This window comes from Mesorhizobium sp. Root554, from assembly GCF_001427025.1.
GTDB lineage: Bacteria > Pseudomonadota > Alphaproteobacteria > Rhizobiales > Rhizobiaceae > Mesorhizobium.
In genome coordinates this window covers 57,403-81,068 of the sequence record NZ_LMGA01000001.1, presented here as the reverse complement: position 1 = coordinate 81,068, position 23,666 = coordinate 57,403, and the positions used below count along the sequence as shown (strand labels likewise).

Sequence of the window (23,666 nt, the reverse complement as noted above, 5' to 3'; positions counted from 1 at the left end):
ATGCAGGCTGAACAACTCCATCTTGCCCGACACACGGCCCGTCTGGTCAGCGAAACCGACTTTGCCGGCTGGCGCGACGCGGCGCGCGTGTTGGCGTCGGGCGGTGTGGCGCCGGAGGATGTGGCTTGGATGGTGGATGCAGTTGAAAATCGGCAATCCGTTGGGCGCACAATACCTGAAGCATCCGAAGACAAAGGCACCCTCACCGTTCCGCGCGCTTTCATCGCCCGCGCCGAAGCCGTGATCTGCCATTCCGACCCCGCACGCTTCGCCCTGCTCTACCGCTTGCTCTGGCGGCTGCGTCACGAGCCGAAACTTCTGGAAATCGCCTCCGATCCGGACATCCGGCGCTTCGAGGCGATGGAAAAGGCCGTCGGCCGCGACATGCACAAGATGCGGGCCTTCGTCCGCTTCCGGAAGATCGGCGAGGGCGAAGCCGAGCGCTTCGTCGCCTGGTTCGAGCCATCGCACCATATCGTCGCCCGCAACGCGCCCTTCTTCGTGCGCCGCTTCACCGGCATGCGCTGGACCATCCTGACGCCGCATGCCTCCGCGACATGGGACGGCGAAATTCTGGCGATCGGACCGGGCGCGGCGAAGGCGGATGCGCCGGCCGAGGACGCCACCGAGGCGCTGTGGCAGACCTATTTCGAGAACATCTTCAACCCGGCCCGGCTGAAGGTGCAGGCAATGCAGAAGGAGATGCCGAAGAAATACTGGCGGAACCTTCCCGAGGCCTCGCTCATTCCCGATTTGATCGCAGGCGCGGACAAGGCCGCGAAGGAGATGATCGCCAGGATGCCGACGTCACCGGCGCCGCACCACGCCAAGGTGCAGGCCAGGCACTGGCCGGCGCGTGGCGAGGAAGCCCCCGACGATGGCGCGAAGGCGCGCTCCATCGCCGCGTTGCGCGAAGCGGCGAAGGGCTGCCGGCGCTGCCCGCTGTGGCGCGAGGCGACGCAGACGGTGTTCGGCGAAGGTCCGGAAACCGCCAGTGTCATCTTCGTCGGCGAGCAACCGGGCGACCAGGAGGACATCGCCGGCAAGCCCTTCGTCGGCCCGGCCGGCAAGGTTTTCGACGCGATCCTGGACGACGCCGAAATCGACCGGCTGAAGACCTATGTCACGAATGCGGTGAAGCATTTCAAGTTCGAGCCGCGCGGCAAGCGCCGCATCCATTCCAAGCCGAATGCCGGCGAGGTGCAGGCCTGCCGCTGGTGGCTGGACAAGGAGTTGGAGCTGATCAAGCCGAACCTCGTCGTGGCGATGGGCGCGACGGCGGCGCAAGCGCTGCTCGGCAAGGCGATCCCGGTGACGAAGATGCGCGGCGAGGTGATCGAACGCGAGGACGGGCTTCGCGTGTTCATCACCATCCACCCGTCCTTCATCCTGCGCATCCCCGACCCGGCCGACAAGGAAGCCGAACGAGCGCGGTTCATGAAAGACATGAAGGCGGTGAAAGCGTTGATGGAGTAATACTTGCCCCCCTCACCCGGCCTCCGCTTCGCGTGGTGCTCAACGTCACCCCCTCCCCACAAGGAGGAGGATAAAGGCGTTAGCGCACCAGTATCGCCCTGAGATCGTTGACGTTCGTTCCAGTCGGCCCCGGCACGAACAGGTCGCCCACCGCATTGAACGCCGTCCAGGCGTTGTTGGCGGCGAGCATGGCCTTGGCATCGACGCCTGTCGCCCGCATGCGCGGAGCCGTGGAGCCGTCGCAGAAGGCGCCGGCATTGTCCTCGGAGCCATCGATGCCGTCGGTGTCGGCGGCCAGCGCATGAATGCCCTCGACCCCGGCAATGCCGATGGCAAAGGCCAGCAAAAATTCCGAATTGCGCCCGCCCTTGCCTTTTGCCTTCAACGTAACCGTCGTCTCGCCGCCCGACAGGATCAGCACCGGTTTGGCGAAGGGCCGGTTGCGGGCCGCGACCTCGCGGGCGATGGCGGCATGGACCGAACCGACCTCGCGCGCCTCGCCCTCGATGGCATCGGAGAGGATGACGGCTTCGACGCCTTGACGGCGCGCCTCAGCCGCCGCCGCTTCCAGAGAGACGCCGGCCGAGGCGATCAGATGCACTTCGTTGCGGGCGAATTTCTCGTCGTCCGGACGCGGCGCGGCGGACTCGGCCGATTGGATATGCGCCCTCACCGCTTCGGGAAGCCCAATCCCATAGGCGGCGATGGCGGCCAGCGCATCTTCGCGGCTGCCGGCGTCCGGAATGGTCGGCCCGGACGCCACCAGCGCGGGGTTGTCGCCGGGAATGTCCGATACCACCAGCGATACCACCCTGGCCGGCCATGCGGCGGCGGCAAGGCGGCCGCCCTTGATGGTCGAGACGTGCTTGCGGATGGTGTTCATGGCAGCAATCGGCGCACCGGAGGCAAGCAGCGCCTCGTTGACGGCGATCTCGTCGGCCAGCGTCAGGCCGGCGGCCGGCGACGGCAGCAGCGCCGAACCGCCACCGCAAATCAGAGCCACCACCAGGTCGTCCCCGGTCAGGCCGGAAACGATTTCCAGCAGGCGGCGCGAGGCCTCGAGCCCGGCCTCGTCGGGCACCGGATGCGCCGCTTCGATCACTTCGAGGCGTTCAGTCCGCGCGCCGTAGCCGTAGCGGGTAACGATCAGTCCTTCGAGCGGGCCGTCCCACGCCTTTTCGAAAGCCGCGGCCATCTGCGCCGCACCCTTGCCTGCGCCGACGACGATGGTGCGTCCCTTCGGCTTCGCCGGCAGGTGGCTGCGGATGGTGAGGTTCGGATCGGCCGCGGCGACGGCGGCATCGAAAATGGATGTGAGGAAGGGTTTGGGGTCGAGGGTCATGCGAAAGATCATTGCCTTCCGCCGGCCAACGCCAGGTTCTCCCGCGAAATCCCCAGATGCGCGCACAGCGCATCCACGGCCACGGCGTGGTCGTCCTGCTCCGACAGGCCGGAAACCGTCACCGCGCCGATGACGCCGGCACCCTTGACCGTGATGGGAAATGCGCCGCCGGCCAGCACGAAGTCGGCGCTGTCGATGCCCCAGCCCGGCTTGAAGGTACGGTCCGGCCGCTGCTCCTCCAGCGTCAGCCGGAAGGTGCTCTTCAGGAAGCGCTTGACCACATTGAACTTGCGCCGCGCCCATTCGGGGTTCGAGCCGTTCGAGCCCGGCATTGCCGCGTAGAAAAGCGGACGGTCGAAGGTGCGGATGTCAACGATGATGGGCAGATCTTCTTTCAGCGCCCGGTCGCGAATGGCGCTGCCGATGGCGAAGGCGGCCGCTTCATCGAAGGCCGCGAAGATCAACGTCGCCTCCTGCCGCTTGATGGTGTCGATGTCGGTTTCAGCGGTCATTCTTCCCTCCAACCTGTGTCAGTCCGCTTTGTACAACAAAGACTTTCAGGTCAAGCTCGGCGCATTCCCAGGTGCGTCATTCGAGGCTCACTTCGCTCGCACCCCAGGATGAAGGAGGTTGTCGCCGATCCGTCCACATTTCGCTCAGCCATCAAACGAGAATGCCAGCGCCAGCGTCCTTCATCCTGAGATGCGAGCCCCCTGAAACGTCGGAAATAGTCGATCCAGGGGCGAGCCTCGAAGGACGCACCAGTTACGCCGCCATATCGCCCTTCGCCGCCCGTCCGGCGACATAGACCTCGCGGATGGCGCGGTCGTCGCCCAGCGTCTGCAGCAGAAACAGTTCCTCGGCCAACGTCTCGATGTTTTCCATGCGCAGGCCCATGGCGGGCGTCGCGCCGGCATCCAGCACGACGATGTCGGCGTCGGTGCCCTCCTCCAGAGTGCCGACCTTGTCGGCCAGCGACAGCGCCTCGGCATTGCCGCGTGTCAGCTGCCAGAAGGACTGGAACGGATTCAATTTCTCGCCGTTCAGCGCGATCACCTTGTAGCCCTCATCCATGGTGCGCAGCATGGAGTAACTGGTGCCGCCGCCGACATCGGTGGCGGCGGCGATGCGCAGCGGCTTTTCGCGGCGGCGATAGCGCTGGTAGTCGAACAGGCCGGAGCCGAGAAACAGGTTCGAAGTGGGGCAGAACACCGCCACCGAGCCGCTGTCCGACAGCGCGTCGGCCTCGCGCTCCGACAGGTGGATGCAGTGACCGAACAGGCTTTTCCTGCCGAGCAGGCCGTAGCGTTCGTAGACGTCGGTGTAATCCTTCGACCACGGGAAGAGCTGCTGGGTGAAGGCGATCTCGGCGTGGTTTTCCGACAGATGCGTCTGCATGTGCAGGTCCGGGAATTCGCGGGCCAGCGCTCCCGACATCTCCAATTGCTCGGGTGACGAGGTTATGGCGAAGCGCGGCGTGATCGCATAATGCTGTCGGCCCCTGCCGTGCCACTTCCGGATCAGCGCCCTGGTGTCGTCATAGCCCGATTGGGGCGTGTCCAGCACGGCGTCCGGCGCGTTGCGGTCCATCATCACCTTGCCGGCGATGGTCAGCATGTCGCGGTCATGCGCCTCGGCGAAAAAGGCCTCGGCGGATTCCCGGTGGACGGAACAATAGGCGGCGACCGTCGTGGTGCCGTGGCGCACCATCTCGTCCAGGAACAGGCGCGCGATGCGGCGGCCGTGCTGGGCGTTCTGGAATTTCGATTCTTCCGGGAATGTGTAGGTGTTAAGCCAGTCGAGCAGTTCGGCGCCGTAGCTGGCGATGACCTGCATCTGCGGGAAATGCACATGCGCATCGATGAAGCCGGGCAACAGCAGATGCGGGCGGTGGTCGATCGTTTTGACGCCGTCGCCGGCCTGCCTGGCAACATCGGCATAAGCACCGGCGGCGAGGATTTTTCCATCGCGGATCAGGATGCCGCCATCCTCCTCATAGGCATAGGCGGCATGGTCGTCGACGGTTTCGGGCCAGCGCAGGAAGGACAGCGTGCGGCCGTGCAGGAGAGTGGAGGTCATTTGTTTGCGGCTGCTCCCCGGCTATCCTCGAACCACGCCGTCAGCAATTCCCGCTCCCTGTCGGTGATCTGGGTGACGTTGCCCGGCGGCATGGCGTGGCTGCGGCCGGCCTGCAGGTAGATTTCCCTGGCGTGTTCGGCGATCGCCGCATCGTTGTCGAGCATGACGCCCTTCGGCGCATGGTAGATGCCTTCGTAGGACGGCTCCTGCGCATGACACATGGAGCAGCGGCCAAGCACGGTATCGCGCACCGCCGGGAAATGACTGGAGGCGATGAGCGTCTGCGCGGCGGCGGACGCCTGCGGCTCGCCAGTCAAAATCTTCGGCACGGTGGAGAGCCAGATGATGGCGATGAAGAGGATGCCGGCGGCGAGCCAGGTCCAGGTCGGGTTGCCCTTGCGCGCGTGCAGCGAGTTGAAATAGTGCCGGATCAGCACGCCGATGACGAACACCAGCGAGGCGATGATCCAGCTGTAGCGGGTGCCGAACGCCAGCGGATAGTGGTTCGACAGCATCAGGAACAGCACGGGCAGGGTCAGGTAGTTGTTGTGCAGCGAGCGCTGCTTGGCGATCTTGCCGTATTTCGGATCTGGCTTGCGGCCGGCGATCAGGTCGGCGACGACGATCTTCTGGTTCGGGATGATGACCATGAAAACGTTGGCCGACATGATGGTGGCGGTGATGGCTCCCAGATGCAGGAAGGCGGCGCGGCCGCTGAACAGATGCGTCAGGCCCCAGGCCATGAACACCAGGATGACATAGAGGATCAGCATCAGAGCGGTGTCGGCCTTGCCGATCAGGAACCGGCAGAGCACGTCATAGACGATCCAGCCGGCGACAAGGCAGGCGATCGACAAAAGGATCGCCACCGGCACCGACATGTCGAGGACGTTGCGGTCGATCAGGAACAGATCCGCTCCGGCATAGTAGACCACCGCCAGCATGGCGAAGCCGGACATCCAGGTGGCGTAGCTTTCCCATTTGAACCAGGTCAGGTGCTCCGGCATCTCGGCCGGCGCGACCAGATACTTCTGGATGTGATAGAAGCCGCCGCCATGCACCTGCCACTCCTCGCCGAACGCGCCGGCAGGCAGGCCGGGACGCTGGCGCAGGCCGAGGTCCAGCGCGACGAAATAGAAGGACGAGCCGATCCAGGCGATGCCGGTGATGACATGCAACCAGCGCACAGCGAAGCTCAACCAGTCCCAGAAGATCGCGAAATCCAACATGCCCAGTGTTCCCTGTCGATTGGCGGACTTTACGGGCTGGCGCGCAAACGGAAAGATGCAAGCACGGCGATGACTTTCAAAAAAAGATAGAAAATACTACGCTGATTTTGCATTGCCAGCTTAGGAAGCCCGCCAGCATGGCCTATCTCGACAATATCGCCGTCTTCGTCCGCGTCGTCGAACTCGGCAACCTGTCGGCGGCGGGCCGCGACATGCGCATTTCGCCCGCCGTCGCCTCCAACCGAATCAAGGAACTGGAGAAGCATCTCGGTGTCCGGCTTTTCAACCGCACCACCCGGCAATTGATGCCGACCGAACATGGCACGGTCTTCTATGCCGGTGCAAAGCACGTGCTGGACGCGATCACCGAGGCCGAGGCCTCCGTCTCGGCGCTGTCCGGCCAGCCGCGCGGCACCATCCGCGTCACCGCGCCGCTGGGGCTCGGCCGCCGGCTGGTGGCGTCCGGCATTCCGGATTTCCATGACAAATACCCCGATATCGAGGTGCGGCTGAGGCTTTCGGACCACAATGTCGACATCCTCAAGGAAGGCATCGACGTCGCCTTCCGACTCGGCCTGATCGAGGATTCCAGCTTGAGGATGCGCGGCATCATGGAATGCGAGCGCGTGCTGGTCGCATCGCCGAAATATCTGGAGGCGCGCGGCGAACCCGCCACCGCTTCCGATCTGCTGGGCCGCAGGCATGACTGCCTGATGCTGCGCTATCCCGGCAGCAAGGAATTCTACTGGATGCTGCAGATGCCGGGCGGGCCGCAGAAATTCGAGGTGCATGGCCCGTTCGATTCCGACGACGGCGACGTGCTGACCGGCTGGGCGCTGGCCGGCCGCGGCATCATCAACAAGCCGCGCTTCGAGGTGGAGCCGTTCATCCGCGACCGCCGGCTGCAGGTGATCCTGACCGAGACGCCGCCGACGCCGGTGCAATTCGCCGCCGTCTATCCGCACAAGAACCTGCAGGACCCCAAGGTGCGGCTGCTGCTCGACTTCATGGCGGAGCGCTGCCAGCGGCTGATCAAGGATTTGCTGGCGGGCAAATAGCGCCGGGCTCTGTGAGGTTTCCTCAGCGGATGGACAAAGATTGCCTTGCCTGTCCGGCTCTGGTGATTTCCTCATGCCGCGCCAGCGCCGTCATGACCTCGGCCGCGGCAAGCGCTGCGATGACCTCCGGGCGCTTGTCTTTCACCGCGTTTCCGCCGATCGGTGAAACGAGGCGCGCGAATTGTTCCTCCGTGCCCGCAGCGGTTTTCAGGAACCAGCTCCGGAACGTCGCCTTCTTGGTCTTCGAGCCGATCATGCCGACATAGGCGGCGTCACCGCGCCTCAGCGCCTCGGCGACGATCAGAAAATCCAGCGCGTGATCGTGGGTGAGAACCGTGAAAGCCGAGCCTGACGGGGCGTCGCGAACGACTTCTTCCGGCACCGCCGTCAGCCGGGTTTCGACACCTTCCGGCATGCCCTCGAGTTCGCCGGCGCGGGTCTCGACCACCACAACCTTGATCGGCAGCAGCGCGGCGCTCGCCGCCAGCGCATGGCCGACATGGCCGCCGCCGAAGATGTAGAGGTGCGGCAGGGCGGCGTCTTCCGTCTCCGCCGTCCGGACAAGGTCAGATGCCAGGATTTCATCGACCTTGCGGATCGACAGATTGACGCTGCCGCCGCAGCACTGGCCGATTTCGGGACCAAGCGGGACGGTGAGCGAAACGCCACCCTTGTGGGGAGGGTCGGACAGCAGGTCCAGGGCGGGGGTGCGGGGTGTATGGTTTTTTCCACTCCCACCCCGACCGGTTTCACCGGTCGATCCTCCCCACAATGGGGAGGTTGAAGACCCCAGCATCTGCCGCGCCTTGTCGATCGCCATGTATTCGAGCTGGCCGCCCCCGATGGTCCCTAAAATCGCGACGCGCGACACCAGCATGAAGGCGCCCTTTTCGCGCGGCGTCGAGCCCTTCGTCGCCGCAACCTCGACCAGGGCAAGCGGCTCCGCCGTGGCGAGGAATTGCCGCAGCTTGTGCATGGCGGAGGTCATGGCACTGCATGCCCCGGCATTTGGATCGACACGATAAACAGCAATCCAGCCATCACCACAATATCAGGCCCCAGCAGCTTCGGCGCTATTTCACCGCTTCTGTCTTCAGTCTTTCAATCGCCATCAGCATCCGCTCGGGTGTTGCCGGCGCATCGAGACGCGGACAGATCTTGTGATCCGCCACGCTCGCCACCGCATCTGAAAGCGCGTGAAACACCGACATGCCGAGCATGAAGGGCGGCTCGCCGACCGCCTTGGAGCGATGGACGGTCGGTTCGGCATTCTCGGACCAGTCGGCCAGCGCGACGTTGAAAATCTTCGGCCGGTCGGAGGCCAGCGGGATCTTGTAGGTCGAGGGCGCATGGGTGCGCAACCGGCCCTTGTCGTCCCACCACAACTCCTCCGTCGTCAGCCAGCCCACGCCCTGGACGAAGCCGCCCTCGACCTGGCCGAGATCGATGGCCGGGTTCAGCGAACGGCCGGTCTCATGCAGGATATCCGTTCTTTCGACCATGTATTCGCCGGTCAGCGTATCGACCGACACCTCGGAGCAGGCAGCGCCGTAGGCGAAATAATAGAAGGGATGGCCCTGCCCCTTGTCACGGTCCCAGTGGATTTTCGGCGTCTTGTAGAAACCCGCCGCCGAAAGCTGGATGCGGGCCATATAGGCCTGCTTGACGAGGTCGGCGAAGGCGATCTCCTGATTGCCGACGCGCACGCGGTTGGGCAGGAATTCGACCTGATCCGCAGGAATCGAATACTTCTTCGCGGCGAAAGCGACCAGCCTGTCCTTGATCTGGCGCGCGCCATTCTGCGCCGCCATGCCGTTCAGGTCCGAGCCGGAGGACGCGGCGGTCGCCGAGGTGTTCGGCACCTTGCCGGTCGTGGTGGCGGTGATCTTGACCTGGTCGAGATCGATCTGGAACTCCTCGGCCACCACCTGGGCGACCTTGGTATTCAGCCCCTGTCCCATCTCGGTGCCGCCATGGTTCAGGTGCACCGAACCGTCGGTGTAGACATGCACCAGCGCACCGGCCTGATTGTAATGCGTGGCGGTGAAGGAGATGCCGAACTTGACCGGCGTCAGCGCCATGCCGCGCTTGACGAAGCGGCTGTTGGCGTTGAAGGCCTGGATGGTGCGGCGGCGGCCGGCATAGTCGGCGCTGGCCTCCAGTTCGTTGACGATACGGCCGATGACGTTGTCCTCGACGGTCTGGTGATAGGGCGTGACGTTGCGATCCTCGGTGCCGTAGAAATTGCGCTTGCGGATGTCGAGCGGATCCTTGCCCAGCGCAAACGCGATCTCGTCGATGACGCGCTCTGCCCCGACCATGCCCTGCGGTCCGCCAAAGCCACGGAAGGCGGTGTTCGAGACGGTGTTGGTATAGAGCGGCGCCGATACCGCCTTCACCGCCGGGTAGAAATAGGAATTGTCGCAATGGAACAGCGCCCGGTCGGTCACCGGGCCGGAGAGGTCGGACGAGAAGCCGCAGCGCGCCGCATAGATGTAATCGACGCCGAGGATATTGCCATCGTCGTCAAAGCCGGCCTCGTAGTCGATCAGGAAATCGTGCCGCTTGCCGGTGGCGATCATGTCGTCGTCGCGGTCGGGCCTGATCTTGACGGCGCGGCCGAGCTTCTTGGCGGCGATGGCCACCAGCGCGGCGAACTGGTTTCCTTGCGTCTCCTTGCCACCGAAGCCGCCGCCCATGCGGCGGATCTCGACCGTCACCGCGTGGCTCGGCGCGCCGAGCGCATGGCCGACCATGTGCTGCACCTCGGTCGGGTGCTGGGTCGAGCAATAGACGGTAACGTCCTGGTCCTCGCCGGGGACGGCCATGGCGATATGGCCTTCGAGATAGAAATGCTCCTGCCCGCCGACACGCATCTTTCCTTTCACGCGGCGCGGCGCGTTGCGGATCGCTGCGGCGGCATCGCCGCGCTTCAAGGTCAACGGCGGGGTGACAAGCTTGTCCTTCAGCGGGTCCAGCCCGCCAATGTCGGTGACGAAGGGCAGTTCCTTGTATTCGACCTTCGCCAGCCGGCTGGCGCGGCGCGCCTGCTCGCGCGTCTCGGCGATGACGCAGAAAATCGGCTGGCCGTGGAACTGCACCTTGCCATCGGCCAATACCGGCTCGTCGTGACGCCCGGTGGGCGAAATGTCGTTCTCGCCGGGAATGTCACTCGCCGTTAGCACGTCGACTATACCGGGGGCGCCACGCACGGCGGACAGATCCATGCCAACGATGTCGCCATGCGTGACAGTCGCAAGACCGAGGCAACCATGCAGCGTGCCGGCGGGTTCCGGCATGTCGTCGATATAGATTGCCGTGCCGGCGACATGCTTGTGAGCCGAGTCGTGGCGCTGGTCAGCGGCGACGCCGCCGGCGATCCTTGCCGCCTTGAGATCGGGCGTGTGGGTAGTCATCACGCCGCCTTCTCCCGCGTGACTGTGAGCGGCGCCCTTGTGCCGCTGGTTTCGGCATGGAACCGCAGCAGCAGGTTGCGGGCCGCCATCGCCCGGTATTCCGCCGAGGCGCGCATGTCGGTCAGCGGCGCAAAATCCTCGGCGTATCTGTCCATCGCCGCCATGACCGTCGCCTCCGTCCAGGGCTGGCCGATCAGCGCCTTTTCCACCGCGTAGGCGCGCTTCGGCGTCGCCGCCATGCCGCCATAGGCGATGCAGACATCGGCGACGGTCCCATCCTGCGCCAAAGTCAGGTGGAAGGCGCCAAGAACGGCGGTGATGTCCTCGTCGCGGCGCTTGGTCACCTTATGGACGGCGAAGTGCGTGCCCTCATCCGGAACCGGCACATGCACCGCCTCGACGAACTCTCCCGGCTGGCGGTCCTGCCTGCCATAGGCGATGAAGAAATCCTCCAGCGGAATGGTGCGCCGCGCCTTGCCCTTGCGCAGAGTCAGCATGGCTCCAAGCGCGATCAGCGGCGGCGGCGTGTCGCCGATTGGCGAGCCATTGGCGATGTTGCCGCCGATGGTGCCCATGTTGCGCACCTGCTCGCCGCCGATGCGGTCGAACAGCGGTCCGAACGCCGGGATGCGCTTCGCCAGTGCCGCGAACGCCTCGGTGTAGGTTACGCCCGCGCCGATGGAAATGATTTTTCCATCCCCGGCGTCCTTGTCTTCCGAGATCGTTTTCAGGCCATCCAGCCCACCGATGAAGATAACGGGCGAAATATCGCGCATATGCTTTGTCACCCACAGCCCGACATCGGTCGAGCCGGCGACGACGGTAGCGGCGGGCTCGGCTTCCAGCAGCCTGGCGAAATCGGCAACGTCCGCCGGCACGATCAACCGCTGCCTGCCCGCGCCTATCTCGACACGCAGACCGTCGCGCAATTGTTCGAGACGGGCGGTTACCGCCTTGCGCTCCACGGCGAGCGGGTCCTTCGCCGCCTTGCCGTAGCTGGAAATGGCGTGTGCTGCGCGCACGATGGCCTCGTAGCCGGTGCAGCGGCAAAGGTTGCCCTGCAGCGCTTTCTCGATCTCGGCATTGGAGGGGTCCGGCGACTTCATCCAAAGCGCGTAGAGCGACATGACGAAGCCCGGCGTGCAGAAGCCGCATTGCGAACCGTGGAAATCGACCATCGCCTGCTGCACCGGATGCAGTTGGCCACTCTCGCCGCGCAGATGTTCGACGGTGACGACATGGGTTCCATCGAGCGAGCCGAGGAAGCGGATGCAGGCGTTGACGCTTTCATAGACGAGCTTGCCGCCGCTCAGCCGGCCGACGAGCACGGTGCAGGCGCCGCAATCGCCCTCGGCGCAGCCTTCCTTGGTGCCCCGCAGCGAGCGGGAGAGGCGCAGGAAATCGAGCAGCGTGGCGTCCGGCGCGACATCGGCAAGGGCGACGTCCTCGCCATTGAGGAGGAAGCGGAGTTCCGAGCGGATTTTCGGTTTCGCCATGCTCAGCTGCCCCTGTAGGTCGAATAGCCGTAAGGAGAGATCAGCAGCGGCACATGATAGTGCTTCTCCTCCGCCATGCCGAAGCGGATTGGAACCTGATCCAGAAACATCGGGTCCGGAAGCTGATCGAGGCCAAGGGTCCGGAAATAATCGCCGGCAAGGAATATGAGCTCATATTGGCCGAGCTGGAATTCCTTGCCCTGCAGCAAAGGCTCGTCGCAGCGCCCGTCGGCATTCGTCACCACCGTTTTCAGCTTGCGATGCGAATTGCCGCTGACCCGGTAGAGCAGGATCGACAGCCCAGCCGCCGGCTTGCCCGTCGCCGTGTCCAGCACGTGGGTAGTAAGCCGCCCACCTGCTGCCTGCGTTTGCGCCAATTGCCGCCTCCCTTTCAGGTACAATCGAACATAGGGATGAATTGTGCGCCAATTAAAGGCGATGCATAAGTCCCGTTCGAGCGAAGGGCGACAAAAACACTTTCAAAAATTTCAGGGGAATGGTCGCCGCCCCTTTCGACTATCGTCAGGGCACTTCCGGCCCGTATCCATTCGAGGCAGGGCCCGGCAGGAGGGATCATGCGCTACCAGCGTGACATGCGAGGCTATGGGGCAAACCCGCCGGACCCGAAATGGCCGGGCGGCGCGCATGTCTGCGTGCAGTTCGTCGTCAATTACGAGGAAGGCGGCGAGAACTGCGTGCTGCACGGCGACAAGGCCTCCGAAGCCTTCCTGTCCGAAATCGTCGGCGCAGCACCCTGGCCCGGCCAGCGTCACTGGAACATGGAATCGATCTACGAGTATGGCGCGCGCGCCGGCTTCTGGCGGCTGCACCGGCTGTTCACCTCGGCGAACGTGCCCGTCACCTGCTACGGCGTCGCCACCGCGCTGGCCCGGTCGCCCGACCAGGTGGCCGCGATGCAGGATGCCGGGTGGGAGATCGCCTCGCACGGCCTCAAGTGGATCGACTACCGGGATCATGCGATCGAGGACGAGCGGCAGGATCTCGCCGCCGCGATCAAGCTTCATACGGAAGTCACCGGGCAGCGCCCGACCGGCTGGTATACGGGCAGAACCTCCGTCAACACGGTGCGGCTGGTGGCGGAGGAAGGCGGCTTCGCCTATTGCTCCGATACGTATGACGATGAATTGCCCTACTGGCTCGACCATGACGGGCACGGCCACCCCATCGAGCCGCAGCTCATCATCCCCTATACGCTCGACGCCAACGACATGCGCTTTGCCGTGCCTGCGGGGTTCTCGAACGGCGACCCGTTCTTCACCTATCTGAAGGACACGTTCGACACCCTCTACGAGGAGGGCCGCGACGGCCGGCCGCGCATGATGAATATCGGCCTGCACTGCCGGCTGGTGGGCAGGCCGGGGCGCTTCGCGGCGCTCAAGCGGTTCGTCGAATACGTCAAGAGCCATGATCGGGTCTGGCTGGCGCGGCGCATCGACATCGCCGATCATTGGCGCGCTACGCATCCCTATGCGGCGCGGCCGCTTCGCCCGTCCCGCATGGACCGCGAGGCGTTCGTGCAGACGTTCGGCGGCATTTTCGAGCATTCGCCCTGGATCGCCGAGCGCGCGCACGACCTTGAGCTCGGTCCGGCCCACGATACGGCGGGCGGCCTGCATAACGCGCTGTGCCGGGCTTTCCGCGCCGCCAGCGAGACTGAACGGCTCGGCGTGCTCCAGGCGCATCCGGATCTCGCCGGCAAGCTGGCCGCCGCCAAGCGCCTGACGGCGGACTCGGCCAAGGAGCAGGCCTCGGCCGGACTGGACGCACTGACCGACAAGGAGCGCGAGCTGTTTTCCAAGCTCAACGCCGCCTATGTCACTACCTTCGGTTTTCCCTTCATCATCGCGGTGAAGGGAAAGAGCAAGGAGGACATCCTTGCAGCGTTCGAGGCGCGCATCGGCAATTCGCGCGCCGCCGAGTTCGAGACCGCCTGCGCGCAGGTCGAGCGCATCGCGCTGCTGCGCCTCAAAGACATGCTTCCCCAATAAGGTCATGCAACGATGGACATGATGAAGAAGACCGCGCGCAGCTACTATGCCCCGACAGGCGGCCTGCCGCCGCAGACCGACCTGATCACCGACCGCGCCGTCTTCACCGAGGCCTACGCGGTGATCCCGAAGCGCGAATTCAGCGACATCGTCGCCAGCTTTCTGCCGCATTGGGAGAAGACGCGGGCGTGGATCATCGCGCGGCCGCTTTCCGGTTTCGCGGAGACCTTTTCGCAGTACATCATGGAAGTCCAGCCGGGCGGCGGCAGCGACAGACCGGAACCGGACAGCAATGCCGAGGGCGTTCTGTTCGTGGTCGAGGGCGAGATCGTCGTGACGCTGCATGGAGAGACGCACCGGCTCACACCGGGCGGTTATGCCTTCCTGCCGCCGGCGAGCGGCTGGACCCTGCGCAACAAGGGGACGGCAACGGCGCGCTTCCACTGGATCCGCAAGGCCTATGAGGCGGTCGATGGCATCGATGCGCCCGAGCCGGTCTTCGCCAACGAGAACGACATCGCCCCGAACCCCATGCCCGACACCAATGGCGGCTGGGCGACGACGCGCTTCGTCGATCCCACCGACCTGCGCCATGACATGCACGTCACCATCGTGACGCTGAAGCCGGGCGCGGTGATCCCCTTCCCGGAAACGCATGTGATGGAGCACGGGCTCTACGTGCTGGAAGGCAAGGCGGTCTACCGGCTCAACCAGGACTGGGTCGAGGTGCAGGCCGGCGATTACATGTGGCTGCGCGCCTTCTGCCCGCAGGCCTGTTATGCCGGCGGCGCGGGCGATTTCCGCTACCTGCTCTACAAGGACGTCAACCGGCATCCGCGGCTGGGCGGATTTGGGGGTCAAAGGTAATGCCAGGTCAGACCATGACCGAAATCATCGCCCCCCGGCCCCTCACCCGCGAAACCTTTACTCCCTTCGGCGACGTGATCGACTTCGATACCGACAATCACTATCCGATCAATAGTGGACGCTGCGAGCGCTACCACGCACTGGCGCAGGCGGAAGCGGCAGGCGAAAACGGCAAAGTCATCATCAGCCTGTTTCGTGGCACGCCCTACGCCTTCCCGCTCCAGCTTACCATGGTCGAACGCCATCCGTTCGGCAGCCAGGCTTTCATTCCGCTATCGCCACGGCCTTTCCTCGTCGTCGTTTGTCCAGACGGCAAGGACGGGCCGGGCACGCCGCAAGCCTTCCTGACCGCGCCGGGCCAAGGGGTGAACTATCGTCGCAACACCTGGCATGGCGTGCTGACGCCAATCGGCGAGACGCAGGATTTCGTCGTGGTCGATCGCACCGGCGACGGTTCCAACCTGGAGGAATTCCACTTCTCCCATCCCTATGAGATCAGGCTGCCGGAGGGCTTCAAGACGTGACCGACATTTCCCTCATCGACCGGCTGCTGGACGTGATCGAGGACGACATCGTGCCGAAGACAGCCGAAGGCGTGGCTAAGGGCAACAAGCTGTTCGGCGCGGCCATCCTGCGGAAGGGCGATTTTTCGCTGGTGTTGGCCGAAACCAACAACGAGATTGAAAACCCGCTCTGGCACGGCGAGGTGCATTGCCTGAAGCGCTTCTACGAAATGCCGAAGGCCGAGCGCGTCGATACCAAGGACGCCATCTTTCTGGCTACGCACGAGCCCTGCTCACTGTGCCTGTCGGCCATCACATGGACCGGCTTCGACAATTTCTACTACCTGTTCAGCCACGAGGATTCGCGCGATTCGTTCGCCATCCCGCACGACCTGAAAATCCTGAAAGAGGTTTTCACGCTGGAGCCCGGCGGCTACAACGCCGAGAATGCGTACTGGAAGAGCCATTCGCTGCGGCGCATGGTGCGGGCGCTGCCGGTGGCCGAGCGGCAACGGCTCGAGGCGCGCATTGGCGCGATCGAAGCGCGCTACGAGACGCTTTCCGACGCCTATCAGGACAGCAAGGCCGACAACGACATTCCCCTCAACTGAGCGGCGCCGGCCGGTCTTGCTTTGTCTGAAATCCGGTTTACTACGCCGCTGCGCGCGGCGATTCCGCGCCATCGATCAGCGAACGCATCTGCCTGGCCACATGAGCCTCGAAGCGGCCGGCGACGGCGCGCTCCCACTCATTCGACTTCTGGCTCGGGTGATGCGGCAACGCCATCAAACGGTCGATGACGGAACAGGTCTCGTCGCGCCTTAGAAGGGCATCGATTTCGCGGTCTTCGGTCATCTCATCGCCTCCTTTCGGCTTTCGTTACGACGCACAGAATATAGGAGGCCTGTGACGGCTTCTTGAAGGCTGAAGAAAGGCAATTGCGCGATCATTTGAGGCAAAGTTTTGCCTCAAAATCCAGGAATGCGGTTTTGGATTGCGTGGTCCTGCCAATCACACGTAGCGGTTGACAATATTTTCCAAAAACTCCTGACGGCCGGACCGCGGTCGCGGCTCGATCTTCTCCTTGACCACGCGTTCGGCGATGTCTTCCAGCTTGCGCTGGCCCGACAGCATGGCCTTGGCCTCGGCGCTGTTCCAGCCGGCGTAGCGTTCCTCCAGCGGGCCGGACAGCGCCTTGTCCTCGACCATCCGCGCCGCCGCCTTGAGGCCGCGGGCGCAGCAATCCATACCGCCGATATGGGCGATCAGCAGGTCCTGCGGATCGAGCGACTGGCGGCGCAGCTTGGCGTCGAAATTGGTGCCGCCGGTCTCGAAGCCGCCGCCTTCCAGAACGTGGTAATAGGCCAACGCCATTTCCGGCACGTTGTTGGGGAACTGGTCGGTATCCCAGCCGGACTGGTAGTCGTTGCGGTTCATGTCGATGGAGCCGAAGATGCCGAGCGCATTGGCGAGCGCCAGCTCGTGCTCGAAGGAGTGGCCGGCCAGGATGGCGTGGCCCTGCTCGATGTTGACCTTCACTTCATTCTCAAGGCCGAAATCCTTGAGGAAGCCGTAGACGGTGGCGACATCGTAATCGTACTGGTGCTTGGTCGGTTCCTGCGGCTTCGGCTCGATCAGGATTGCGCCCTTGAAGCCGATGCGATGCTTGTAGTCGACGACCATCGACAGGAAGCGCCCGGCCTGCTCGCGCTCGCGCTTCAAATCGGTGTTGAGCAGCGTCTCGTAGCCCTCGCGACCGCCCCACAGCACGTAGTTCTCGCCTTTCAGGCGCTGGGTGACATCGAGGCATTTCTTCACCGTCGCCGCCGCATAGGCGAACACGTCCGGATCGGGATTGGTGGCGGCCCCCGCCATGAAGCGGCGGTTGGAGAACAGGTTGGCGGTGCCCCAAAGAAGCTTGACGCCGGTCTCCTTCTGCTTCTTTTCAAAAATGCCGACGATCTCGTCGAGGCGCTCGGCGCTCTCGGAGAAATTCGCACCTTCCGGCCGCACATCGGCATCGTGGAAGCAGTAGTACGGCGCGCCGAGCAGCGTGAACATTTCGAAGGCCACGTCCGCCTTCAGTCTCGCGCCCTCCATGGTCTCGGCAAACCACGGACGCTCGAAGGTCTGGCCGCCGAACGGGTCGCCGCCCGGCCAGGCGAAGGAATGCCAGTAGGCGACGGCGAAGCGCAGATGATCCTCCATGCGCTTGCCGGCGACGACCTCGTCAGGATTGTAGAAGCGATAGGCGAGCGGATTGGTCGAATCCGGTCCCTCGTACTTGATTGGCTTGATGTCGCCGAAGAAACCGGTGCTCATCGTCATTCCTCCTGAACGGGACAGGTCCGAAAGGCGCTGTCCGAATAAAACAAAATCGTTGGTTACGCCGTGGCGTCTCGAACAGCCGGATAGAGCTTCCGGTAACGGCCATAGGCGTCCTCGAACGCCTGCTTCAGCGCCTTGTCCGGCTCGACCGTCTCCGCCGTGTCGGGTGCCGCGCAGACCCGCAGGGGGTCGGCGCCGGTCGCGGCGATCAGCCCCAGCCGGGCAGCGCCGAACGCCGCACCGAAATCGCCGTCGGCGGGAATATCGACCGGGATACCGAGCGCTGTCGCAATCGCTTTCAGCCAGTAGCGGGAGCGCGAGCCGCCGCCGATGGCGGTGACGCGGGAGAGCGTCGTGCCCGCACTGGCCAGCGCTTCCAAGCTGTCGCGGAAGGCGAAGGCGACGCCCTCCAGCACGGCCTGCGTCAGCACCGCACGGCCGGATTCATGGCCAAGGCCGGTCAGCGAGCCACGAATGGCGGAATCGTTGTGTGGCGTGCGCTCGCCGGAAAGATAGGGCAGGAAGGTAACGCTGGTCGGCGCATTCAGAGTGTCGCCCAGTTCGCCGGTCAGGTCGCCGGCGCTCTTGCCGGTAATGTCGGAGAGCCAGTTCAGCGAGTCGGTGGCCGACAGGATGACGCCCATCTGATGCCAGGTTTGCGGCAGCGCGTGGCAGAAGGTGTGAACCGCGCTTTCGGCGTTCGGCAGATAGGCGGCGTTGGCGGCGAACAGCACGCCAGAGGTGCCAAGGGATACGAAGGCGTGCCCCTCGCCCACCGTGCCCATGCCACAGGCGGAAGCCGCGTTGTCGCCCGCGCCACCGGCAATCGGGACGCCGGCCCGCATTCCCCATTTCGACGCCAGTTCGGCGCGCAGCCCTCCGGCTTTTTCCGTTCCTTCGACCAGCGACGGCATCCCGCTTTCATCCAGCGAGGTCGCGGCCAGAAGCTCGGGGGACCATTTGCGCCGGCCGGTGTCGAGCCAGGCGGTGCCTGCTGAATCCGACATTTCCGACATATGCTCGCCGGCAAGCCACAGCCGCAGATAATCCTTCGGCAGCAGCACCTTGGCGACCTTGGCGAAAATCTCCGGTTCGTTGTTCTTTACCCAGACGAGCTTCGGCGCGGTGAAGCCCGGAAAGACGATGTTGCCGGTGATGCGGCGGAAGGCCGGATTCGCGTCCAGTTCCGCTGCCTCTTCATGGCTGCGGGTGTCGTTCCACATGATGCAGGGTCGCAGCACCTGATCGTCGCGGCCGAGCAGCGTCGCCCCGTGCATGTGGCCGGACAGTCCGATGCCCTTCACGGCGGCGAGTTCCTTCGGGTGCGCTGCCTTCAGTTCGGCGATCGCTTCCTCACAGGCGCGGACCCAATCGTTGGGGGCCTGCTCCGACCAGCCGGAATGCGGGCGCGAAATGTCGACCGAAGCATGGCCGGAGCCGACCGCCTTCTGTGCCTCGTCGATCAGCAGCGCCTTGACACCCGAGGTGCCGAGATCGAGGCCGAGATACATGGTATTCCTCCCTGAACGCTCGCAGCATCGCAGATGTCGGCCGCTTCGCCATCCTCCCTGGCGCTGTTGGTTTCATACCAGAATTCAGCCTTCGGAAAAGATTTATTTCGTGCTTCGCAAAAAATATGGGGATCATGTCCGGGGTTGCGTTTCCCGGATGACGGCGGTCAATTGGTCGGACAAATGAACCGATCCGGAGAAACCCGATGTCCATTGTCCTGGGAAGCGGCGACTACGCCTTCGGGCCGCAGGGCGAATGGGCCAGGCTGCCCGAAGGCTGGGAACTCGGAGACGTTGCCGGCATTGCCGTCGATGGCAGCGACAACGTCTATCTCTTCAACCGCGGCCAGCATCCGCTGATCGTGCTCGATCGCCACGGCAATTATCTGCGCTCCTGGGGCGAAGGCGTCTTCACCAACCCGCACGGCATCCATGTCGGTCATGACGACGCGGTCTATCTGACCGACAATGAAGACCACACGGTTCGGAAGTACACGCTGGACGGCAGGCTGCTCATGCAGATCGGTGAGACCGGCAAGACGAGCGGCTTCATGAGCGGCAAGCCGTTCTGCCGCTGCACGCACACGGCGCTGTCGCCACGCGGCGACATCTACGTGTCGGACGGCTATGGCAATGCCTGCGTGCATAAATACGACCCGAACGGCAAGCTGCTGTCGTCTTGGGGACAGCCGGGCATCGGGCCCGGCGAATTCAATCTGCCGCACAACATCTGCTGCGATGGCGACGGCTGGGTCTATGTCGCCGACCGCGAGAACCACCGCATCCAGATTTTCGATGGCAACGGCAAATACGAGACGCAGCTCAACTACATCCATCGTCCGTCCGGCTTCGGACTGTTCGGGCGCAGTTGCCCGCTGTGCCTCGTCGGCGAACTGGGGTCCTACCTTCCCGTCAACCGGATGACGCCGAACATCGGGCCGCGCATCACCATCATGACCCATGACGGCAAGGTGCTTTCCCGCCTCGGCACGGTGCCGACCGCCGGTACCGGTCCCGGGCAATTCGTCTCGCCGCACACCGTGGCCATGGACTCGCGCGGCGACCTCTATGTCGGCGAGGTGGCGTCGCGCGACTGGTCGGCGCTGTTTCCCGACAAGCCTGCGCCTCCGAGCTTCCGCCGCATGCAGAAGCTTGTGCGCGTGGCGGCGCCGGCGTCCATCGCGGCCGAATAGCCCCGTTCCGCCGAGAGACGTCAGTTACCGGAACGCATCGCCACGGTGGCGATCCCGGCCCCGATCAGCAGCGTTCCGCCGGTGCGGTTGAATATCCGCAGCGCCTTCGGGTTGCCGACAAGATTGCGGGCGCGGGAGGCGACGAGCGCGTAGCCGAAGGCGTTCGTGAACGCCAGAGCGAGGAACGTCGCTTCGAAGATCATCATCTGGGTGAAGAAGTCGCCGTGCCGATCGATGAATTGCGGGAGAAAAGCGACGAAGAAGGTGATGCTCTTGGGATTCAGCGCCGTGACCAGCCAGGCATGCGCCATCATCCTCGCTGATGACGCCGCGTCGGTGCGCGGTTCGGCACGCAGCGTTCCGCCGGCGCGAAACAGCTTGACGCCGAGATAGATGAGATAGGCCGCGCCGATGATTTTCAAAACCGTGAATACGGTGGCCGAGGCGGCGAGCAGCGCGCCGATGCCGAGCATCGACAAGGTCATGGCGGTGAAGTCGCCCAGCGCCACGCCGACCGCCATGGGCAGCGCGGTGCGCCATCCCTGCCCCAGAGCATAGGACACGACGAGAAGAATAGTCGGACCGGGAATGACCAGAAGAACGGCGGAGGCGGCGGCGAAGGCCGCCCAGCTTTCGAAAGACATGCGTTTTTCTCCTGCTAAAAAACAGGATAAATCCCCGCCTTCCTCATCTTGTAAAGAGGCGATTGCGCACCGACGAATATGGTGTCAGTTCGTGCCATCGAGCAGAGACCAGATGTCCGACGCGCGAAGCTCCGCTCCGAACACCGTCGCGATGGCGGCAAGGCCCATCGCCAGAAGCATGATATCGGTCTTTATGGTGTTCCACATCGCGTCCCCTCGGTTCGAGAGGAAGGGATAGGCAAGGCTCCCGCCGGCATTGTGACGGAAGCGAGGTCTTTTCGTGCGCGGATTGACCCAGCATCCCGCCAAACCCTTTATTCGACGCTCCAGGGTAGGCGCCACAAGGCTTTCATCCTTTTTCAACCATGTTTGATGAAAATGCAGTTCTTCCGGCCGAGGCGGCCGATGGCTGGGGCACGAGTGTATGCGTAAGCTGCAACAGATGGCGGAGACGCCGAGAGAAGACGAAATCCGGGAAACCGAAGGCCTGACCTCGCGGCGCGCCGTGCTGGCGGGCCTCGGTGCTGTAGCGCTGGCTGGCGCCGGCTGCTCGCGAACCGTCGATATGAGCGCGATGGGGCTCGACAATCTGACGACCGGCTCGATCCGGCCGATCCGCCCCTCGATCAGCGTCGACAGCAATATCACCAGCCCGAACGTCATGTATGCGGCCGTGACGGATGGTGGCTTCGCGGTTCCGGAAGTGCCCTACCAGAAGGTGAAGGCCGAGTTCCGCCGCCAGATCGTCGTCGATCCAACCGGCGAAGCGCCCGGCACGCTGGTCGTCCATACAAAGGAGCGGCTGCTCTATCTGGTGCAGCCGGGCGGCGATGCGATTCGCTACGGCGTCGGCGTTGGCAAGGATGGTTTCCGCTGGTCCGGCCGCGCCAACATCCAGTACGGCAGGGAATGGCCGACATGGACGCCGCCGGCGGAAATGATCCAGCGCAAGCCGGAACTGGTGAAATGGCAGGGCGGCCAACCCGGCGGCCTCGACAATCCGCTCGGCGCGCGGGCGCTCTACATCTACCAGGACGGGAAGGATACCGGCTACCGCATCCACGGCTCGCCGGAATGGTGGAGCATCGGCCAGGCGATGTCGTCAGGCTGCGTGCGCTTGATCAATCAGGACATCATCGACCTGTACAGCCGGGTGTCGAAGAAAAATCCGGTGGTTGTGATCTAAAATCCGGGACAGGCTTCGGTTTTATAGACAAACCGCGGAAACGTCCGGAATCTTCCGTTGCACGCTGCAAAAAGACAGGCGAATGTGTCCTGAAACAGCCTTCGGAGGAAATCGCGCATGTCTGCAACTTTCGTCATCGCACAGGGCGGCGGGCCCACCGCCGTCATCAACCAGACCCTGGTCGGGGCAGTCCTGGAAATCCGCAAGCGCTATCCGGATGCGCGGGTCCTGGGTTCCCGTCACGGCGTGCGCGGCATTCGCGATGACAATTATGTCGACCTTACCAAGATACCCGAGGAACAGCTCAGACTGATCGGAAAAACGCCAGGCGCGGCACTCGGCTCGACGCGCGACAAGCCCGACGCCGCCTATTGCGAGGTTGTTCTCAAGGGCCTGCAGAAGGCCAGCGCCGATGCCTTCATCTATATCGGCGGCAACGACACGGCAGGCACGCAGCAGATCCTGTCGGATGCGGCAGGCGGCAAGATCGCTTTCGTCCATGCGCCGAAGACCATCGACAACGATCTCGTCGAGAACGACCATACGCCGGGCTTCATCTCGGCGGCCGAATTCGTCGCCGGCGCCTTCCTGTCCGTCGATCTCGATTTCCGGGCGCTGCCGGGCATCTATGTCGGCATCGTCATGGGCCGGCACGCCGGCTTCCTGACTGCCGCCGCGGCGGCCTGGCAGCAGGATGAGGACAGCGGCCCACACCTGATCTACGTGCCGGAACGGGCCTTTTCGGTCGACCGCTTCATCGACGACATCAAGGCGACCATGGACCGGCATGGCCGCTGCATCGTCGCTGTGTCCGAAGGCGTCTCGACCGAGGACGGCAAGGCGCTGGTGGAAAGCCTGGTGCCGGCAGACAGGCTGGAACGCGACGCCCACGGCAATGTCAAGCTGTCGGGCAGCGACCTGAACGCCGCGCTCGAGCATGCGCTCGCCGAAGGTTTGCCGGGCAAACGGGCGCGCGTCGACGCGCTGGGCTACATGCCGCGCGGCTATATCGGTGCGATCAGCCCGGTCGACAGCGCGGAAGCGTTCGACGCCGGCGCTTTCGCAATCGGCGTTGCGGCAGACGGCGGCGGCTCGGTAGCGATGAACGATATCGGCTGGCGCTGGGTGCTGAAAAACGTGCCGCTGTCAGAGGTGGCCGGCAAGACACGTCATATGCCGAAAAACTTCATGATGAAGGACGAAAACAAGCTTGCCAGTGACGGCAAGGACTATCTGCGGCGGCTGGTCCCGCCGAAATACCAGATCGGCAAGCCGTTCGTCTGAAACCGGGCGAGCCGCCGCGCAGCCTGGAAGCTACCCGGAAAAAAG

Annotated in this window: 22 protein-coding genes; 9 read left to right on the top strand and 13 right to left on the bottom strand. The window is 64.1% G+C overall.

Features of this window, described 5'->3' with window-relative positions; genetic code table 11:
• Entirely contained in the window at positions 1–1,476 is a 1,476-nt protein-coding gene (locus tag ASD44_RS00380) for a UdgX family uracil-DNA binding protein (RefSeq protein ID WP_056107237.1), read from the top strand.
• A 79-nt stretch (positions 1,477–1,555) separates the two neighbouring features.
• Here ASD44_RS00380 and ASD44_RS00375 read toward each other — a convergent pair whose 3' ends face one another.
• The 4 genes from ASD44_RS00375 to ASD44_RS00360 all read right to left on the bottom strand — a co-directional run bounded on the left by ASD44_RS00375 (position 1,556) and on the right by ASD44_RS00360 (position 6,126).
• Positions 1,556–2,818 (bottom strand): glycerate kinase, encoded by a 1,263-nt coding sequence (locus ASD44_RS00375; RefSeq protein ID WP_056115142.1) that lies wholly within the window; start codon positions 2,816–2,818, stop codon positions 1,556–1,558.
• 8 nt (positions 2,819–2,826) lie between these two features.
• On the bottom strand, positions 2,827–3,330 hold the full coding sequence (locus ASD44_RS00370; RefSeq protein ID WP_056107234.1) for a heme-degrading domain-containing protein: 504 nt from the start codon (positions 3,328–3,330) through the stop codon (positions 2,827–2,829).
• Between the two features lie 253 nt (positions 3,331–3,583).
• Positions 3,584–4,897, bottom strand: coding sequence for a guanine deaminase (guaD, locus tag ASD44_RS00365; protein WP_056107231.1), 1,314 nt, complete (start codon positions 4,895–4,897; stop codon positions 3,584–3,586).
• On the bottom strand, positions 4,894–6,126 hold the full coding sequence (locus ASD44_RS00360; RefSeq protein ID WP_056107228.1) for a urate hydroxylase PuuD: 1,233 nt from the start codon (positions 6,124–6,126) through the stop codon (positions 4,894–4,896). Before ASD44_RS00360 ends, guaD begins: the two co-directional genes overlap by 4 nt.
• Positions 6,127–6,263: 137 nt before the next feature.
• Here ASD44_RS00360 and ASD44_RS00355 point away from each other — a divergent pair, with 137 nt between their 5' ends.
• Positions 6,264–7,184 (top strand): LysR family transcriptional regulator, encoded by a 921-nt coding sequence (locus ASD44_RS00355; protein WP_056107225.1) that lies wholly within the window; start codon positions 6,264–6,266, stop codon positions 7,182–7,184.
• Positions 7,185–7,206: 22 nt separating this feature from the next.
• Here the strand turns inward: ASD44_RS00355 and xdhC are convergent, their stop codons facing one another.
• The 4 genes from xdhC to uraH all read right to left on the bottom strand — a co-directional run bounded on the left by xdhC (position 7,207) and on the right by uraH (position 12,473).
• Positions 7,207–8,172: a xanthine dehydrogenase accessory protein XdhC gene (xdhC, locus tag ASD44_RS00350; RefSeq protein ID WP_056107221.1), complete on the bottom strand. Its 966-nt coding sequence runs from the start codon at positions 8,170–8,172 to the stop codon at positions 7,207–7,209.
• 85 nt (positions 8,173–8,257) lie between these two features.
• Positions 8,258–10,600, bottom strand: a complete 2,343-nt coding sequence (gene xdhB, locus ASD44_RS00345; RefSeq protein ID WP_056107218.1) for a xanthine dehydrogenase molybdopterin binding subunit — start codon at positions 10,598–10,600, stop codon at positions 8,258–8,260.
• Positions 10,600–12,096 carry a xanthine dehydrogenase small subunit gene (gene xdhA, locus ASD44_RS00340; RefSeq protein ID WP_056107215.1) on the bottom strand — a complete coding sequence of 499 codons (1,497 nt, stop codon included), beginning with the start codon at positions 12,094–12,096 and terminating at the stop codon, positions 10,600–10,602. The genes xdhB and xdhA overlap by 1 nt, the downstream gene beginning before the upstream one ends.
• A gap of 2 nt (positions 12,097–12,098) precedes the next feature.
• Positions 12,099–12,473, bottom strand: coding sequence for a hydroxyisourate hydrolase (gene uraH / locus ASD44_RS00335; RefSeq protein WP_056107212.1), 375 nt, complete (start codon positions 12,471–12,473; stop codon positions 12,099–12,101).
• Between the two features lie 198 nt (positions 12,474–12,671).
• Here uraH and puuE point away from each other — a divergent pair, with 198 nt between their 5' ends.
• The 4 genes from puuE to ASD44_RS00315 are packed head-to-tail and all read left to right on the top strand — an operon-like array spanning position 12,672 to position 16,086.
• Entirely contained in the window at positions 12,672–14,105 is a 1,434-nt protein-coding gene (puuE, locus tag ASD44_RS00330) for an allantoinase PuuE (RefSeq protein ID WP_056107209.1), read from the top strand.
• Positions 14,106–14,123: 18 nt separating this feature from the next.
• Positions 14,124–14,972 (top strand): bifunctional allantoicase/(S)-ureidoglycine aminohydrolase, encoded by an 849-nt coding sequence (locus ASD44_RS00325; protein ID WP_156459726.1) that lies wholly within the window; start codon positions 14,124–14,126, stop codon positions 14,970–14,972.
• A gap of 14 nt (positions 14,973–14,986) precedes the next feature.
• The gene (locus tag ASD44_RS00320) at positions 14,987–15,496 is read left to right on the top strand and encodes an ureidoglycolate lyase (protein WP_056115137.1); all 510 of its coding nucleotides are present in this window, start codon (positions 14,987–14,989) and stop codon (positions 15,494–15,496) included.
• Positions 15,493–16,086, top strand: a complete 594-nt coding sequence (locus ASD44_RS00315; protein WP_056107206.1) for a nucleoside deaminase — start codon at positions 15,493–15,495, stop codon at positions 16,084–16,086. The genes ASD44_RS00320 and ASD44_RS00315 overlap by 4 nt, the downstream gene beginning before the upstream one ends.
• 40 nt (positions 16,087–16,126) lie before the next feature.
• Here ASD44_RS00315 and ASD44_RS00310 read toward each other — a convergent pair whose 3' ends face one another.
• From ASD44_RS00310 to xylB, 3 genes are all read right to left on the bottom strand, one after another.
• Positions 16,127–16,330 (bottom strand): hypothetical protein, encoded by a 204-nt coding sequence (locus tag ASD44_RS00310; protein ID WP_056107203.1) that lies wholly within the window; start codon positions 16,328–16,330, stop codon positions 16,127–16,129.
• Positions 16,331–16,486: 156 nt separating this feature from the next.
• Entirely contained in the window at positions 16,487–17,797 is a 1,311-nt protein-coding gene (gene xylA / locus ASD44_RS00305) for a xylose isomerase (protein ID WP_056115134.1), read from the bottom strand.
• 62 nt (positions 17,798–17,859) lie between these two features.
• Positions 17,860–19,314, bottom strand: a complete 1,455-nt coding sequence (gene xylB / locus ASD44_RS00300; protein WP_056107200.1) for a xylulokinase — start codon at positions 19,312–19,314, stop codon at positions 17,860–17,862.
• Between the two features lie 206 nt (positions 19,315–19,520).
• Between xylB and ASD44_RS00295 the strand changes: the two genes are divergently transcribed.
• On the top strand, positions 19,521–20,507 hold the full coding sequence (locus tag ASD44_RS00295) for a peptidyl-alpha-hydroxyglycine alpha-amidating lyase family protein (RefSeq protein WP_056107198.1): 987 nt from the start codon (positions 19,521–19,523) through the stop codon (positions 20,505–20,507).
• Between the two features lie 20 nt (positions 20,508–20,527).
• On the opposite strand, the gene ASD44_RS00290 is transcribed toward ASD44_RS00295, so the two are convergent.
• Positions 20,528–21,151, bottom strand: a complete 624-nt coding sequence (locus tag ASD44_RS00290) for a LysE family translocator (protein ID WP_056107197.1) — start codon at positions 21,149–21,151, stop codon at positions 20,528–20,530.
• Between the two features lie 84 nt (positions 21,152–21,235).
• Positions 21,236–21,358, bottom strand: coding sequence for a hypothetical protein (locus tag ASD44_RS18830; protein ID WP_274533088.1), 123 nt, complete (start codon positions 21,356–21,358; stop codon positions 21,236–21,238).
• A 235-nt stretch (positions 21,359–21,593) separates the two neighbouring features.
• Between ASD44_RS18830 and ASD44_RS00285 the strand changes: the two genes are divergently transcribed.
• Together ASD44_RS00285 and ASD44_RS00280 are read left to right on the top strand one after the other, a co-directional pair.
• A complete protein-coding gene (locus tag ASD44_RS00285; RefSeq protein WP_244478803.1) occupies positions 21,594–22,337 on the top strand; it encodes a L,D-transpeptidase in 744 nt (247 codons plus the stop codon).
• Between the two features lie 117 nt (positions 22,338–22,454).
• Positions 22,455–23,621, top strand: a complete 1,167-nt coding sequence (locus tag ASD44_RS00280) for a diphosphate--fructose-6-phosphate 1-phosphotransferase (RefSeq protein ID WP_056107193.1) — start codon at positions 22,455–22,457, stop codon at positions 23,619–23,621.
• Positions 23,622–23,666 lie beyond the last annotated feature (45 nt).

What these genes read in the sequence shown, in the direction of transcription:
- ASD44_RS00380 (WP_056107237.1), top strand. Translation starts at nt 1, where the DNA reads ATGCAGGCTGAACAACTCCATCTTGCCCGACACACGGCCCGTCTGGTC.
- ASD44_RS00375 (WP_056115142.1), bottom strand. Translation starts at nt 2,818, where the DNA reads ATGACCCTCGACCCCAAACCCTTCCTCACATCCATTTTCGATGCCGCC.
- ASD44_RS00370 (WP_056107234.1), bottom strand. Translation starts at nt 3,330, where the DNA reads ATGACCGCTGAAACCGACATCGACACCATCAAGCGGCAGGAGGCGACG.
- guaD (WP_056107231.1), bottom strand. Translation starts at nt 4,897, where the DNA reads ATGACCTCCACTCTCCTGCACGGCCGCACGCTGTCCTTCCTGCGCTGG.
- ASD44_RS00360 (WP_056107228.1), bottom strand. Translation starts at nt 6,126, where the DNA reads ATGTTGGATTTCGCGATCTTCTGGGACTGGTTGAGCTTCGCTGTGCGC.
- ASD44_RS00355 (WP_056107225.1), top strand. Translation starts at nt 6,264, where the DNA reads ATGGCCTATCTCGACAATATCGCCGTCTTCGTCCGCGTCGTCGAACTC.
- xdhC (WP_056107221.1), bottom strand. Translation starts at nt 8,172, where the DNA reads ATGACCTCCGCCATGCACAAGCTGCGGCAATTCCTCGCCACGGCGGAG.
- xdhB (WP_056107218.1), bottom strand. Translation starts at nt 10,600, where the DNA reads ATGACTACCCACACGCCCGATCTCAAGGCGGCAAGGATCGCCGGCGGC.
- xdhA (WP_056107215.1), bottom strand. Translation starts at nt 12,096, where the DNA reads ATGGCGAAACCGAAAATCCGCTCGGAACTCCGCTTCCTCCTCAATGGC.
- puuE (WP_056107209.1), top strand. Translation starts at nt 12,672, where the DNA reads ATGCGCTACCAGCGTGACATGCGAGGCTATGGGGCAAACCCGCCGGAC.
- ASD44_RS00325 (WP_156459726.1), top strand. Translation starts at nt 14,124, where the DNA reads ATGATGAAGAAGACCGCGCGCAGCTACTATGCCCCGACAGGCGGCCTG.
- ASD44_RS00320 (WP_056115137.1), top strand. Translation starts at nt 14,987, where the DNA reads ATGACCGAAATCATCGCCCCCCGGCCCCTCACCCGCGAAACCTTTACT.
- ASD44_RS00310 (WP_056107203.1), bottom strand. Translation starts at nt 16,330, where the DNA reads ATGACCGAAGACCGCGAAATCGATGCCCTTCTAAGGCGCGACGAGACC.
- xylA (WP_056115134.1), bottom strand. Translation starts at nt 17,797, where the DNA reads ATGAGCACCGGTTTCTTCGGCGACATCAAGCCAATCAAGTACGAGGGA.
- xylB (WP_056107200.1), bottom strand. Translation starts at nt 19,314, where the DNA reads ATGTATCTCGGCCTCGATCTCGGCACCTCGGGTGTCAAGGCGCTGCTG.
- ASD44_RS00295 (WP_056107198.1), top strand. Translation starts at nt 19,521, where the DNA reads ATGTCCATTGTCCTGGGAAGCGGCGACTACGCCTTCGGGCCGCAGGGC.
- ASD44_RS00290 (WP_056107197.1), bottom strand. Translation starts at nt 21,151, where the DNA reads ATGTCTTTCGAAAGCTGGGCGGCCTTCGCCGCCGCCTCCGCCGTTCTT.
- ASD44_RS18830 (WP_274533088.1), bottom strand. Translation starts at nt 21,358, where the DNA reads ATGTGGAACACCATAAAGACCGATATCATGCTTCTGGCGATGGGCCTT.
- ASD44_RS00285 (WP_244478803.1), top strand. Translation starts at nt 21,594, where the DNA reads ATGGCGGAGACGCCGAGAGAAGACGAAATCCGGGAAACCGAAGGCCTG.
- ASD44_RS00280 (WP_056107193.1), top strand. Translation starts at nt 22,455, where the DNA reads ATGTCTGCAACTTTCGTCATCGCACAGGGCGGCGGGCCCACCGCCGTC.